General features: G+C 63.7%; 10 protein-coding genes. 5 read left to right on the top strand and 5 right to left on the bottom strand.

Going from position 1 to position 14062, the window contains the following annotated elements; translation table 11 throughout:
- Positions 1 to 13: 13 nt before the first annotated feature.
- Positions 14 to 2797, bottom strand: coding sequence for a 2-oxoglutarate dehydrogenase E1 component (locus IPM16_18795; protein ID MBK9125151.1), 2784 nt, complete (start codon positions 2795 to 2797; stop codon positions 14 to 16).
- A gap of 244 nt (positions 2798 to 3041) precedes the next feature.
- Between IPM16_18795 and IPM16_18790 the strand changes: the two genes are divergently transcribed.
- The 3 genes from IPM16_18790 to IPM16_18780 all read left to right on the top strand — a co-directional run bounded on the left by IPM16_18790 (position 3042) and on the right by IPM16_18780 (position 6150).
- The gene (locus tag IPM16_18790; protein MBK9125150.1) at positions 3042 to 4292 is read left to right on the top strand and encodes an MFS transporter; all 1251 of its coding nucleotides are present in this window, start codon (positions 3042 to 3044) and stop codon (positions 4290 to 4292) included.
- Positions 4293 to 4367: 75 nt separating this feature from the next.
- The gene (locus IPM16_18785; GenBank protein ID MBK9125149.1) at positions 4368 to 5525 is read left to right on the top strand and encodes a hypothetical protein; all 1158 of its coding nucleotides are present in this window, start codon (positions 4368 to 4370) and stop codon (positions 5523 to 5525) included.
- 88 nt (positions 5526 to 5613) lie between these two features.
- Positions 5614 to 6150, top strand: coding sequence for a hypothetical protein (locus tag IPM16_18780; GenBank protein ID MBK9125148.1), 537 nt, complete (start codon positions 5614 to 5616; stop codon positions 6148 to 6150).
- 12 nt (positions 6151 to 6162) lie between these two features.
- Here the strand turns inward: IPM16_18780 and IPM16_18775 are convergent, their stop codons facing one another.
- From IPM16_18775 to IPM16_18760, 4 genes are all read right to left on the bottom strand, one after another.
- Positions 6163 to 6639 carry a maleylpyruvate isomerase N-terminal domain-containing protein gene (locus IPM16_18775; GenBank protein ID MBK9125147.1) on the bottom strand — a complete coding sequence of 159 codons (477 nt, stop codon included), beginning with the start codon at positions 6637 to 6639 and terminating at the stop codon, positions 6163 to 6165.
- A 45-nt stretch (positions 6640 to 6684) separates the two neighbouring features.
- Entirely contained in the window at positions 6685 to 8079 is a 1395-nt protein-coding gene (locus tag IPM16_18770; protein MBK9125146.1) for an aldehyde dehydrogenase family protein, read from the bottom strand.
- Positions 8080 to 8087: 8 nt separating this feature from the next.
- Positions 8088 to 8861: a glucose 1-dehydrogenase gene (locus tag IPM16_18765; GenBank protein MBK9125145.1), complete on the bottom strand. Its 774-nt coding sequence runs from the start codon at positions 8859 to 8861 to the stop codon at positions 8088 to 8090.
- Between the two features lie 192 nt (positions 8862 to 9053).
- Positions 9054 to 10412 carry a glutamine synthetase gene (locus IPM16_18760; GenBank protein MBK9125144.1) on the bottom strand — a complete coding sequence of 453 codons (1359 nt, stop codon included), beginning with the start codon at positions 10410 to 10412 and terminating at the stop codon, positions 9054 to 9056.
- Positions 10413 to 10639: 227 nt separating this feature from the next.
- Here IPM16_18760 and IPM16_18755 point away from each other — a divergent pair, with 227 nt between their 5' ends.
- Both IPM16_18755 and IPM16_18750 read left to right on the top strand, forming a co-directional pair.
- The gene (locus IPM16_18755) at positions 10640 to 12253 is read left to right on the top strand and encodes a methylcrotonoyl-CoA carboxylase (GenBank protein ID MBK9125143.1); all 1614 of its coding nucleotides are present in this window, start codon (positions 10640 to 10642) and stop codon (positions 12251 to 12253) included.
- 6 nt (positions 12254 to 12259) lie between these two features.
- Positions 12260 to 13960 carry a CHASE domain-containing protein gene (locus IPM16_18750; protein MBK9125142.1) on the top strand — a complete coding sequence of 567 codons (1701 nt, stop codon included), beginning with the start codon at positions 12260 to 12262 and terminating at the stop codon, positions 13958 to 13960.
- Positions 13961 to 14062 lie beyond the last annotated feature (102 nt).

Genomic DNA, 14062 nt, shown 5'->3' with positions numbered 1-14062 from the left:
TCGGCCTGCGAAGTTATTTGCCGAACTGCCAGCTGAACGCGTAATCCACGATCAGCGACTGATTCTTGATATGCGCGTTCTTGCTGCCCTCGGCGGCGCTGCCGCTGCGGCGCCGGCCGACGTAATCGACCGGGATTTTACCCTCAACCAGCTTGCGCAGACGCCACCCGATGTACTCCCAAGCGCCGGAGTTCTTCGGCTCCTCCTGCGCCCACACGATTTGGGCGAGGTTCGGATACGACTCAACCAGCGCGCGCAGCTCGCGCACGGGCAGCGGATAAAGCTGCTCGACGCGGACGACCGCAACCTCCGGATGCTTGGCGCGATGCTCGCTCTCGACTAGATCGTAGTAGTACTTGCCGCTGCACAACACGAGCCGCGTGACGGCGGACGGGTCTGCGGCCGTGTCCGGCAGAACAGGCTGCCAGCGGCCTTCGGCCAGCTCCCGGGCCGGGCTGAACACCGACTCCTTGCGCAGCAGCGACTTGGGTGCCATGACGACTAGCGGGAGCGGGTCGGTTTCCAAGAGCAGCGCCTGCCGGCGCAGCAGGTGGAAGTACTGCGCGGCAGTCGTCGGGTAGGCGATGCGGCTGTTAATCTTGGCGGCCATTTGCAGGAAGCGTTCAAGGCGCGCCGACGAGTGATCGGGGCCCGCCCCTTCGTGGCCGTGCGGCAGCAGCAGCACCAGCGAGGGGGTCTGTCCCCACTTCTCGCGGCCGGACATGATGAACTGGTCGATGATGACCTGCGCGCCGTTGGCGAAATCGCCGTACTGCGCCTCCCACAGCACCAACCGCGACGGCTCCTGCACGCTGTACCCGTACTCGAAGCCGAGCACCGCCGCCTCGCTCAACGGGCTGTTGTAGACCTCGAAGGTGGCGCGCGCCTGCGGGAAGTGATGCAAAGGCACCCATTTCTCGCCGGTCTTGGCGTCGCGCAGGACGGCGTGGCGCTGGCTGAACGTCGCGCGCTCGCTGTCCTGACCGGTCAGGCGCACCGGGGTGCCATCGGCGAGGATCGTCGCGAAGGCGAGTTCTTCGGCTGTGGCCCAGTCGATGCGCGGATCGTCCACGTCATCGAACGCTTCGCGCCGTTTTGCGAGCGTGCCCTTGAAGCGCACCGACGTGAAATTGAACTTCTCGGGGACGTTGGCAAGGCCGTCGTTGATCGCCTTGAGCGCCTCCATCGGCACGGCGGTGACGACCGCCGCGGCGGCGCCCTGCGGCGGATCGGGCGCGCGTTCGGGGCGCAGTTCTTCCGGCGGGGCCAACGTGTCGTTGATTTCGGTCAGATGCGCGATGTATTCGTCGTACATCGAAGACGCCGTCGTGGCGGTGATGTGCCCCTTCTCGATCAGCCGATCGGCCCACACCTGTCGCACGCCCTTCTTATCGCGCACGATGCGGTACATCAGCGGGTGGGTGTAGTTCGGCTCGTCCATCTCGTTGTGGCCGTAACGCCGGTAGCCGACGAGGTCGATCAGGATGTCCTTGCCGAAGCGCTGATGGTACGCGTAGGCGATGCGCGCGGTTTCGAGGACGGCTGCCGGGTCGTCGGCGTTGACATGCATGACCGGCACCTTAAAGCCTTTGGCGAGGTCGCTGGCGTACAAGGTGCTGCGCCCATCGACGGGCGAGGTCGTGAAGCCGAGCTGGTTGTTGGCGATGACGTGGATCGTCCCGCCGGTCCAATAGCCGGGCAGCAGCGACAGGTTGAACGTTTCGGCGACGATGCCCTGTCCGGGGAACGCCGCGTCGCCGTGGATCAACACTTGGAGTGTCAGTTCGTGGTCGAACTTCGCCGCGCCGGGGTGATCGGTGCGGGTGCCAGCGGCGCGCGCCATGCCGACCGCGACCGGGTTGACGAACTCGAGGTGGCTTGGGTTGGGCGGCATGGTCACGACCAGCGGCTCTCCGTTGGCGTTCTTGCCGACTTCGTACTGCACGCCCTTGTGGTACTTGACGTCACCAACGGTGTAGCCGACCTCGTCGACGATCAGCGCGTCGCGAAACTCGCTCAAGATTTGCGCGTACGGCTTGCCCATGATATGCGTCAGCACGTTGAGCCGCCCGCGGTGCGCCATGGCGATCGCGATGGTGGTCGTCACGCTGGTGGCCGTCAGCCGCACGATCTCGTCGAGCAGGGGCACCATCGTGTCCAGTCCCTCGATCGAGAAGCGGTATTTGGTCGGGAAGGTGTTCTGCAGGAACTGCTCGAACGCCTCGACTTGTGTGAGCCGATTGAGCATCGGCACGGTCAGCGACTGCGACCAGTTGAAGCGGTAGCGCCCGCTCTCGGCCGCCTCGCGCAGCCAGTTTCGCTCCTCGGGAATACGGATATGGTCGTTATCGAAGCCGATCGAGCCGCAATACACCTGCAAGAGGCGGTTGATAGCTTCGAACGCGTTGGACGCACTGCCGGCGATCGGCCCGCCGACGAGGCTGGCCGGGATGCCGCGCAGGTCGTCCCAACTGATGCCGTGGAACTCCGGCGACAGTTCAGGATCGCCGGGTCGCGGCGTGCCGAGCGGGTCGATCTGCGCTTCGACATGGCCGAACTGGCGGATCGCCTGCGCGAAGTTTACGGCACCGACGGCCTTGTGAATCTCGCGCATCGTCAGTTCGACGGTATCCAGACTCACGCCGTGAGCCGTGGCGCCGTAACCGTTCTCGACCACCTCGGGCGACCACGACGCGAAGAAGGCCCGTGTGCGCGGGTCCACCGAGTCCGGTTGCTTCTGATAACGGTCGTACAGTTCGAGGACGTAGCCCTCGTTGACACCATGAAAATGCGACATGTCGACTGTTCCATTGAGGGGCGGCCCGGAGGTGTTTTTCGGGCTGCCTGCGTGCGTTTATGCGAAGATTATAGTTCACCGCGCCGCAATTTGTGCAGACTTACTCATGTCGCGCCAAGCGAACAGGTGATAACGACAGGCAAGTTGTCGGTGTCCACGGGCCGAATTGGACCTTGTTACCCACACCGCCCGAACCTTAGAGTTGACACATCGCCCTTGCGCTATCTGTCCATAGGCTTACCCCATGACCACGCGTCGACTGCACTACGCTTGGATCGTTGCCGTTGTTACGTTTCTCGGCCTGCTGACGTCGGCGGGCGTGCGAACCGCGCCGAGCGTGGTGCTGGTGCCGCTTGAAGTCGAATTCGGCTGGACGCGCTCCGAGACGTCGTTCGCGGTCGCGATTAGCCTGTTCGTGTTTGGCTTCGGCGCTCCGTTGGGCGGCGCGCTGATGGATCGCTTCGGGCCGAGGCGCGTGCTGCTGGGCGGGCTGGCCGTGATTACCGCCGGCCTCGCGCTCATGCTGACGATGGATCAGCTCTGGCAGTTCCACTTGTGGTGGGGCGTGGTCGTCGGCATCGGCACCGGCGCGGTGGCCGGCACGCTGGGCGCGACCGTGGCGACGCGCTGGTTCAACGTCAAGCGCGGCATGGTGCTGGGGTTGTTCAGCGCGGCGGCCGCGGCAGGGCAGTTCCTGTTTACGCCCACGCTGATCGCGGCGGGCACCGGCGGCAACTGGCGTGCGGTGATCCTCGTGCTGGTCGGCGCAGGTATCGCGGCGGGCGGGCTTGCGCTAGTGTTCATGCGCAGTTCACCGGAGGACGCGCGCACGACGGCGTGGGGCAAAGCGTTGTCTGCGTCGGCTGTGCTTGCCGACAGCCGCACGACGCCGCTGCGCGAAGCGATCCGCACGCGCGATTTCTGGCTGCTGGCCGGCAGCTTCTTCGTGTGCGGCTACACCACCAACGGCATGATCGGCACGCATCTGCTGCCGCACGCGCTCGAACACGGCTTCGTCGAGGCCGAGATGGCCGGCGCGATCGCCGTCATGGGCGTGATGAACATCGTCGGGTCGCTCATCAGCGGCGCGCTCAGCGAACGCTTCGACAACCGCAAGCTGCTGGCGACGTACTACGGCTTCCGCGCGCTCAGCCTCGCCGCGCTGCCATTCGTGCTCGAAATGCAGGGCATGCTGCTGTTCACCATCATCTACGGCTTCGACTGGGTCGCCACCGTGCCGCCGACGATCAACCTTACGGCGGAACGCTTTGGCCGTAAGTCTTTAGGGTCGATCTACGGCTGGATCTACTGCTCGCACATGATCGGCGCGGGGATCGCCAGCTTTGCCGGCGGGTTCTTCCGCGATCACTTGGGCGACTACCATCTCATCTTCATCAGCGCGGCAATCATGGGCATCGTCGCCTCCGGCCTGACGCTGGGGATCAAGGGCCGTGGCGTCGCACGGCCTGTCCCTGCCGCCGCCGCCGCGGATTGAGCGCGATCGGCCGAATTTTGAGCACGGCCGATCGCCCGGTATTATCGGGACCGCCCCGCTCAACGGACCGCCGAAATGCCGCGCCAAATCCTTCCCGAGCTTGAACCCCTCGCCAACCAACTGCGCGGGATCGTGTCGTATTACCGCGCCCTGCTAGATGACGAGTTCATGTTCGGCGCGGCGGTCCAGATTCCGCAGGCCGCCGCGATCTTCGACCGCGTCGCACAGCGGCCGATCACCTTCGCCGGGGAAGAACTGCGGCTGAACGAACTTCTGACGCTGATCGCTTACCGCTACGGTTTCATGGACGTGCAGGAGGTTGGTCACGGCGGATATGCCATCGTGATCGGCCACCGTGAGGGCAGCGTGTCGGCCGGCGATCAGCGGCGCGTACTGCGCTTCGTGCCGGACCATCATGTCCGCACCATCACTGCCAACGGCCGCCCGGCCTACGAATTCGACGTGCGGCTCGACGCCAGTGGCGAGCCGATCCGCGATCCAGCGTACCCGCTGCTGTTGTCGGACCTGTTCCTGATGCCGCGCCACACGACCAAGCTGGTGTTTCACGACGCGGCCGGTCAGGCAATTCAAGCCGGCGGCTATCCTGCCAGCCTGCACTGCCAGCTCCTGCCACAGGTGCGTGCCTTCAACAGCCCCGACCTTGACCGGCGCATGGCCGAGGATGCCGGCAACCTGCTTGAAGCGGCGCTGGCGACGCTGGGCGTGAGCGTGGCCGATGCCCATGGCGGCAATGGCGGCGCGCTGGTCGGCCCGGACGGGACGGCGATCATCCGCCGTAACGCGGGCGAGACTTCCGGCGGACACTACATCCCGGTCGTGTTGGACTATGGCTATTACTCGCAGATTGGAGTCAAGACGCTGGCCGAACTACTGGCGCGTTACGGTGTGACGCCGCCGATGGTCGAGGGTATGCTGGCGCGCCACGCGCCCGGAATAGCGCTTCCGCACGATGGGCCGTGGCCCGTCCGCCTCGCGCATGTCATTGGCCATTCGGGATTGCCGCGCAGCACGTTCGGCCGGTTGCTGTATGCCGTCGACCCGCCTATCCTCGATCCTTCGATCTGGATCGACCCGGCCGAGGATCATTGGCGTACGACGAAGGAAAAGACCTACCCGCCGCTGCAATCGCGCTCGCGCCTCTCGCGGCTGTACCCGGACTTCGACGAAGTGATCTTCCCGCAGCGCATCGAGGCCTATCACTTCGTCATGTAGGCGGTGTCATCAAGCATCCGTGGTTCTGGCGTCAAGTACAAGAACGTATCGAGTGCTACACTTTTCGCATGAATGTGTGGAGCAGCGCATGCTAAGCCGATGGCACGTTATTGGTGTTTTCGGAGTAATCCTGTGCGGGTTGATCGCTATCATAGCCTTGTCCAATCGGACAGGTCAGTCGAACGACCCTTTTGCTGGTCTCATCATCTCTCGGGACGTTGCGCTTGATGGCATGCGCCGAACTGCGCAGCAATACGGCCTTGTTGGTGCCCCCACTTATGAAAAAATGGTCGTGATGAGTGTGGGGCAGTTCATGACTATGGTCGACCGAAACGACACCCCCGAACTGCTCGCGGGTCAGGGTCTCACGCGCGACTCTCAGCTGATTGTATATGAGGTTCGCGGCGACGTTCCTGTACTAGCCGGATTTGGATCGGCAGGCGGGAGGACAGATGTCACCGCCTTCCTGTTTGCGATAGACGGCACGACCGGTCGCGAGTTCGAGTCCATGGCCGCATCGGATGCCGACACGCTCCCAGACCTCACGCGAATTCCTATCGACGAGGGATGGGGAGATTTCGTGCCGCCTGAACCTAACGTGCCGCGCTATACACCCGATTCATAGTGGTGCCGTAGTTCACCGCAACGTGTCGCGGTAGACCATGATCTGCGCGGCATGTTCGCGCTTATGGCCGTAGTCCGTGTACACGATGTAATCGTCCAGCGCGTATCCTTCGCCGTACCACGGAATCGTCCCGACCTCGGCCAGCTTGGCCGCGCCGATCGCCTCGGCCCGCGCCATCTTCTCCGTATACGCCGCGTGGTACTCGTCAAGCACCGCTTGCGGCGTGAGGTGGCGCCGCTCGGCCACCGTATCGTCGTTCCACGTCTCATACGACGCCGCCATGCGGTCAAACATAGGCTTTTCGGCCGCCCCGGTGAACATGCCGAACACATCGCCGATCAGCAGCTCGTAGCACGCCATGTGGGCGACGATGTCCTTGACCGACCACACGCCGCACACGCCGCCCACCAGCCAATGATCGTGATCGAGCCCCTCAAGAGCTGCCAGAAGCGTCTTGTTGCCATAGAACATGATTGTCAGCGCGTCCATTGCAGGTTCCCCCGGCTGCAAAATTGCGATGACATTACTATACGCTCATGTCGCGATTCGCAGGTGGTACGATTTGGCCTGCGTGAAATGCTCGTAACCCAGTACCGACAGCGACATGCCGCGCCCGCTGTCTTTGACACCCGTCCACACCAGCGCCGGATCGAGGTAATCGCACCGGTTCATGTACACCGTTCCGGCCTCGATCTGCCCGCCGAGCGCGATCGCTGCGTCGACATCGCGCGTCCAGATCGATGCCGTCAGGCCGTAGACGCTGTCGTTCATCAGGCGCACCGCTTCCATGTCGTCCTTGACCGGCATGATGCCGACGACCGGGCCGAAGCTTTCCTCGCTCATCACGCGCATCGTGTGATCGACGTTGACCAGAATCTGCGGTGCCAGATAGGGCGAGTCGGGCCGGTCATCCGGGAAGCGCACAGGGTCGATGAGCGCCTGCGCGCCATGCGCGACCGCTTCCGCGATCTGCCCGCGCACGAAGTCGGCAGCGCGTGTACGCACCAGCGGGCCGAGCGTGACGTCCGACCCCAGCGGATTGCCCAACATATAGCTGTTGGTGAGCGCCACCGCGCCGTCCACGAACGACTGATATACGTCCTGATGCACGTAGATGCGTTCGACCGCGCAGCAGGACTGGCCGGAGTTGAACAGCACGCCGTCCATGACGTTCTCTATCGCGAAGGGCAGGCCAGCGTCGGCGCGCACATAGGCCGGGTCTTTGCCGCCCAACTCGGTCGCCACGCGCACGAAGCGCGTGCTGGCTGCCTGCGTCACGGCATGACCTCCCGCCACCGATCCCGTGAACACGACCGCGTCGACGCGCGGGTCTTGAATCACGCGAGCGACCGCCTCATGTGTCATGTGGATGTGTTGGAATACGCCGGCGGGCATGCCCGCCGCGTGCGCTGCTTCGGTGAGCCGTTCGGCCACCAACGGCGTTTGATCGGAGTGCTTGAGGATTACGCTGTTGCCCGCCATCAGCGCGGGGATGACGGCGTTGACGGCGGTTAGCCACGGATAATTCCACGGGGCCAGCACCAGGACCGTCCCGACCGGCTCACGGCGAATGAAACGGCGGAAACCCTCTTTGGGTGCGGGTTGGATGTTGGCCAGCGTCTCCGGCGCAACGCCGATCATGTACCGCGCGCGCTCCTGAAAGCCGCCGGCGATCTCGTTGGGCGTATAGCGCACCGGCCGGCCCATCTGCCACGTCAGCTCTTCGCCGAGCTGATCCTTGCGCGCCACGAGCCAGTCGACCAGCGCCGTGCAGGCCGCTGCGCGATCGGCAATCGAGGCCGCTCGCCATCCCGCTTGGGCGGCCTCGGCGTGTGTGAGTACGTCTTCGATCTGCGTGTCGTTTGCCAGTTCCCGCTCAAGGAACAGCGATCCGTCGACGGGCGTGTAGGTGCGTTGAATCTCGCTCATCGTTCTGCTCACTGCGGCGTGACGTATGCGGCGGTGATCCCGCCGTCGACAACGAACTCGGTGCCGGTCACATACGACGACTCGTCGGAGCCGAGGTACAGGGCGGCGTAGGCCATCTCCTTGGCCTCGCCGAAGCGCCCCATCGGGATATGCACCAGGCGGCGCTGCTTCTTCTCATCGGTGTTGAGGAACTTCATCAGCAGCTCGGTGCGCAGCGGGCCGGGACATAACGCGTTGACGCGGATGTTCTCGCGGGCGTGGATGATCGCCAGTTCGCGGGTCATCGAGAGCACCGCGCCCTTGCTGGCGGTGTACGCAAGCTGGGGCGTCGCCGCGCCGAGCAGCGCCACGAACGAGGCCGTGTTGATGATGCTGCCACCGCCCGCCCGCCGCAGCGCCGGAATACCGTACTTGCAGCCGAAGAACACACCTTTGACGTTGACGGCCATCGTCAAGTCCCACACCGTCTCGTCGGTGCTGATGGCGTCGTCGTCGGCGCTGAGCATGATGCCGGCGTTGTTAAACAGGATGTTGAGCTTGCCGTAGGTGTCCTCCGCCGCTTCGACCATCCTGGCGCAGTCGGACGCGCTCGACACGTCGGCGTGGACGTAAATCGCGCGGCCGCCGGCGTCAGTGATCTCCTTGATCGTCTGCTGGCCGCCCTCGTCATTGACATCGACGGCGACGACCGCCGCGCCTTCCTGCGCGAATACCAGCGCCGTGTGATAGCCGATACCGCTGCCGGCGCCGGTGATGAGTGCTACTTTGTCTTGCAACCGCATGAGATATGCTCCAGTGTACGTAAAGACGAGCCGTGTTTGCGGAGGCTTCGCCTCCACACCTCCACCAGAGGACTTACGCCCTCTGGACTCCCACTCCCGCGGATCGGCATCGCACCCGATGCCGATCCGCAAAGTGCGGGTGCAGGGATGCAAATCCCTGCCGGGGGTTGGGGCAGCGCCCCAATCAGCAGCCTAGATCCGTTCGAAATAGCGTGCGCGTTCCCAATCGGTGACGGCTTTGTTGTAGGCTTCGATCTCCTTGGTATAGAAGTGCGCGTAATGTTCGACGACATCCGCGCCAAAGGCCTGTTTGGCGAAACTGCTTGAGGCGAACACATCGACAGCGTGTTCCAGCGTGCGCGGCACGCGTGGGAGCTGCTGCGCGGCGTAAATGTCGCCGTCGAACATGGCCGGCGGCTCGATCTGATTGGCGATTCCGTCGATGCCGGAGGCCAACGACGCGGCATAGGCGAGGTACGGGTTGCAGTCCGCGCCGGGGATGCGGTTCTCGATGCGTAGGCCGGCCCCGCTGCCGAGGATGCGGAAGCCCGCCGTGCGGTTGTCGTAGCTCCACGCGATGCGTGTCGGCGCCCACGACAGGTCGATGAAGCGCTTGTAGCTGTTGACCGTGGGCGCGTAAAACACCATCAGCTCGGCGGCATGCGCCATCCACCCGCCGAGGAACCAGCGGAAGATGTCGGAACCGGCGACCTTGCCCAGCGGCGTATCGCCCTTGAAGGCGTTTTCTCCGTCCTTCCACAGGCTGAAGTGCAGATGTCCGCTCGAGCCGGCCTGCGTGTCGAACGGCTTGGCCATGAACGTTACGCTGAAGCCGAGCGCGTCGGCCACTTCTTTGAGGCACTGCTTAAAGATCGCGTGGCGGTCGGCCATGACGAGGCTCTCGGCATAGCGCACGTTAAGCTCGTGCTGGCCGTGTCCCCACTCGCCCTTCGAGTTTTCGACCGGGATGCCGGAGCGTTTGAGGTGACGGCGCGCCTCGGCGACGAACTTCTCCTCGCGGCTGGCTTGCAGGATGTGATAGTCCTCAATGTACCAGCCCATCGGCTGAAGGCCGGCGTAACCCTTCTCCTGCGCCTGCCGGTAGCTGTCCTCGAACGCAAAGAACTCAAGCTCCGACGCGGCCATCGCGGTGTATCCAAGCTCCGCTGTGCGCGCGATCTGACGGCGCAGGATCGAGCGCGGCGCGACCGGGACGTAGTCGTGCGCCTTGTCGTCCACGACGTCGCAGATCACCAGTGCGGTCTTGTCAAGCCAGCTCGCGACGCGCAAGGTCGACATATCCGGCACCATGTGAAAGTCGCCGAAGCCCATCTCCCAGTTGGCGTACTTGTAGCCGGGCGTCGGATCCATTTCCATATCGACGATCAGCAGGTAGTTGCATCCGTGGGTACCGTCTTCGGCGTTGGCGACGAAGAACTCGGCGTCGAAGCGTTTACCCATCAACCGCCCGTAGTGGTCGGTGAAGCCGAGGACGATGGTCTCGATCTCGCCGCGCTCTACGCGGGCGCGCAATTCCTCTAGCGTCAACATCCCATAAAGCATACGTCCCCCAAAGCCGGCGCGCGCAATATAAGCCGCTAGAAGATAGCGCGCGGGTGGGCGCTGACGCTAGCGATCTCTAGATACTTTCAAGACGCTGACGGTTGTGAACGCCACCGGCACCGCCGACATCCGCAACCGTTACGATCAACATTTATGGTATCCTAGCGCGTAGAATGCTGAATCATTGATGTGCCACACCTTTTGAATGGTCACGCATGGATATCCTCGAAACGCTCGTTAATCCGTCCGACCCGCGATTCGAGACCAATGCCGCGCACAACCGTGCCCTTGCCGAACAACTCAAGGAACGCCTGCGTCGGGTGAGCGAGGGCGGCGGGCCGCGCTATCAGCAGCGGCACCGCGAGCACGGCAAGCTGCTCGTGCGCGAGCGTATCGATAAGCTGCTCGACCCGGGATCGCCGTTTCTGGAGATCGCGCCGTTGGCCGCGTGGGAACTGTATCCTCCCGACGACACGCCCGCTGCGGGTATCGTCACCGGGATTGGCCGGGTCAGCGGCGTCGAGTGCCTGATCGTCGCCAATGACGCCACGGTCAAGGGAGGGTCGTACTACCCGATGACCGTCAAGAAGCACCTGCGCGCCCAGCAGGTCGCGCTTGAGAACAACCTCCCGTGCATCTATCTGGTCGATAGCGGCGGGGCGTTCCTGCCCATGCAGGACGAAGTGTTCCCCGACCACGACGACTTCGGCCGCATCTTCTATAACCAAGCACGCATGAGCGCCGCCAAAATCCCTCAGATCGCGTGCGTGATGGGAAGCTGCACGGCCGGCGGGGCATACGTGCCGGCCATGAGCGACGAGGCAGTGATCGTCAAAGGCACGGGGACGATCTTCCTCGGCGGGCCGCCGCTGGTGAAGGCCGCGACCGGCGAGGAGGTCACGGCAGAGGAATTGGGCGGCGCAGATGTGCACACGCGTGTTTCCGGCGTGGCCGATCATTTCGCCGAGAACGACGACCACGCGTTGGAAATCGTGCGCGGGATCGTGGCCAGCCTGAACCGCGTCAAGCGAGTCGATCAGGACGTGCGCCCGCCCGAACCGCCGCTATACGAGCCCGAAGAGCTGTACGGCATCCTGCCGACCTCGTTTCGCGAGACGTACGACGTGCGCGAGGTCATCGCGCGCTTGGTGGACGGCAGCCGCTTCCGCGAGTTCAAGGCGCGCTACGCCACCACGCTGGTGACCGGCTTCGCGCACATCGAAGGCTATCCGGTCGGGATCGTCGCCAACAACGGCGTGCTGTTCAGCGAGTCGGCGCTTAAGGGCGCGCACTTCATCGAACTGTGCACAGCGCGCCGCATTCCGCTGGTGTTTCTGCAAAACATCACCGGCTTCATGGTCGGCAAAGCTTATGAGCAGGGCGGCATCGCCAAGGACGGCGCCAAGATGGTGCACGCCGTCGCCAATGCCAACGTGCCGAAGTTTACGCTGATCATCGGCGGCAGCTTCGGGGCGGGCAACTATGGCATGTGCGGGCGTGCCTATGGCCCGCGCTTCCTGTGGATGTGGCCAAACGCCCGCATCTCGGTCATGGGCGGCGAGCAGGCGGCGAACGTGCTGCTGACCATCAAGCGCGATCAACTGGCACGCGCCGGCCAACCCGACATGACGCCGGAGGAACAGGCCGCCTTCAAACAGCCGATCCTCGACGACTACGAACACAAGGGAGACCCGTATTATTCGTCGGCACGGCTGTGGGACGACGGCATACTCGATCCGCTGCATACGCGGCGTGTGCTGGGGCTGGCGCTCTCCGCGGCGCTAAATGCCGAGGTCAGCGATACGACCTACGGCGTGTTCAGAATGTAGCCGCGTATGCGCGTGACGCGTTCGCTTTCTCCTACCGCCCGCTATCTGATCGTTGGTGCAATTGGCGTCGTGCTGGCCGTGTTCGTCATGCAGGTGTTGAATCAGCAGGCGCGGGCGACCGCAGTCGCACGCATCGAGCGGCGCACCGAGCAGGTGACTGTGTCGGTACAGCAGAGCATCGAGAGCACGCTGCACGTGCTGGAATCGTTTCAGGCGCTGTATGCCACCTCGCTCGATGTCGATCGCGCGTCGTTCGATACTTTTGCCGCACAAATGCTGCGGACGCACCCCGAAGTGCGCCTCGCCCAATGGGTGCCTTTCGTGAGCGCAACCGCCCGCACGGACTTCGAAACGGCGGGCCGTGAGGAATACGCGCCGGATTTCCAGATCGTCGAACGTGATGGCGATGGGGTCGTCGTGCGTGCCGCAGAGCGCGACGCGCATTTCCCAATCTACTTCCTGTCGCCGATGATCAATCCTGATGCGATCATCGGGATGGATCTCGGCGCTAACGAGACCCGCTACACGCTGCTTCTGGATACCGCGCGCCGGGGGACGATTGCCGCATCCCCGCCGACGCGGTTCGGGCTAGAGGAGCAGTACACGATCTACATCTACCAGCCCATTTACGCGCAAACCCCCCAGCCTGAGACCGACTCCGAGCGCATCGACACCGTGCGCGGGTTTGTCGTTCTCGTCTTGCAAGCGAGCGACTTTCTTGCGTCTGCCCTCGATCGTGTCGGCATGCCCGACATGGCGGTCGCGATCACCGATGCAGACGTTGCGAACGTGACGCTGTTCGAGACCGTCCCGGTGGAGACCCGTGCGAGCGAGTTCGGTGCGTACAGCAGCACGAAGGCGGTCGCGATTGCCGGCAGAACGTGGAACTTGTCGTTTGCGGTGTCCGATGACGGTATGCTGGCAGAGGCACAGAACAGCGGCTTGCTTGGCCTCCTGATCGTCCTCAGCGTCACCGCGATGCTGATCCTGTATCTGCGGCAGCGCACGCAAGCGGAGCTTGCGCTGCATCGGTACACGCGTTCCCTCGAGGAGACGAACAGCGAACTGCTCGCCTTCAATCACACGATCGCCCACGACTTAAAGTCTCCGCTGGCGATCATCCTCGGCTATGCCGATCTGCTGCAAGACGAAGACCTCACGCCCAACGGCCGGCGCATGCTGTCGATGATCCCTAAGATGGTCGATGCCCTGCTGGAGATGATCGAAGACCTGCTCAAGCTGGCGACCTTGCGCGATGCCGAGGCCAAGGTCGAGAAGGTCGATGTCAACGCGGTCGTCCAGCGCACGCTGGAACGCTTCGGCGACAACCGCGACAGCATCGTCATCGAGGACATGCTGCCACCGGCGATGGGGCATCCGCAGTGGATGACTGAAGTCTTCGCCAACCTGATCAGCAACGCGCTCAAGTACCGCGACGACCAGCGCGAGCTTCGCATCCACATTCGCGCCAAGCCGGACGGCGATCGCGTCCGCTACGAGGTGCAGGACAACGGTCTCGGCATCGCGCCGGAGGACAAAGCGCGCATATTCGCGCTGTTCACGCGGCTGAACTCCAACCACGAGCGCGGGCTGGGGATCGGCCTGTCAATCGTGCAGCGCATGGTGACCAAGCTCGGCGGCGAACTGGGCGTGGAAAGCGAACTGGGCAAAGGCAGCACGTTCTGGTTCACCCTGCCCAAGGGGTAGACCGCCGCGCACCCGAATTGGTCGACTGGAACGACCCACATTGGATGTAGGCTGTCGCTCAAAACCCGTGATACGCTACCTACCATGTTGTTCTGCTAGGGG

This window comes from Candidatus Flexicrinis affinis (assembly GCA_016716525.1).
GTDB classification, from domain to species: Bacteria; Chloroflexota; Anaerolineae; order Aggregatilineales; family Phototrophicaceae; genus Flexicrinis; species Flexicrinis affinis.
Note: the sequence above shows the minus strand (reverse complement) of the source record. Positions and strands in the feature narration are given on the sequence as shown.

Excerpts from the sequence above, each read along its gene's own strand:
- IPM16_18795 (MBK9125151.1), bottom strand. The coding sequence starts at position 2,797 with ATGTCGCATTTTCATGGTGTCAACGAGGGCTACGTCCTCGAACTGTAC.
- IPM16_18790 (MBK9125150.1), top strand. The coding sequence starts at position 3,042 with ATGACCACGCGTCGACTGCACTACGCTTGGATCGTTGCCGTTGTTACG.
- IPM16_18785 (MBK9125149.1), top strand. The coding sequence starts at position 4,368 with ATGCCGCGCCAAATCCTTCCCGAGCTTGAACCCCTCGCCAACCAACTG.
- IPM16_18780 (MBK9125148.1), top strand. The coding sequence starts at position 5,614 with ATGCTAAGCCGATGGCACGTTATTGGTGTTTTCGGAGTAATCCTGTGC.
- IPM16_18775 (MBK9125147.1), bottom strand. The coding sequence starts at position 6,639 with ATGGACGCGCTGACAATCATGTTCTATGGCAACAAGACGCTTCTGGCA.
- IPM16_18770 (MBK9125146.1), bottom strand. The coding sequence starts at position 8,079 with ATGAGCGAGATTCAACGCACCTACACGCCCGTCGACGGATCGCTGTTC.
- IPM16_18765 (MBK9125145.1), bottom strand. The coding sequence starts at position 8,861 with ATGCGGTTGCAAGACAAAGTAGCACTCATCACCGGCGCCGGCAGCGGT.
- IPM16_18760 (MBK9125144.1), bottom strand. The coding sequence starts at position 10,412 with ATGTTGACGCTAGAGGAATTGCGCGCCCGCGTAGAGCGCGGCGAGATC.
- IPM16_18755 (MBK9125143.1), top strand. The coding sequence starts at position 10,640 with ATGGATATCCTCGAAACGCTCGTTAATCCGTCCGACCCGCGATTCGAG.
- IPM16_18750 (MBK9125142.1), top strand. The coding sequence starts at position 12,260 with ATGCGCGTGACGCGTTCGCTTTCTCCTACCGCCCGCTATCTGATCGTT.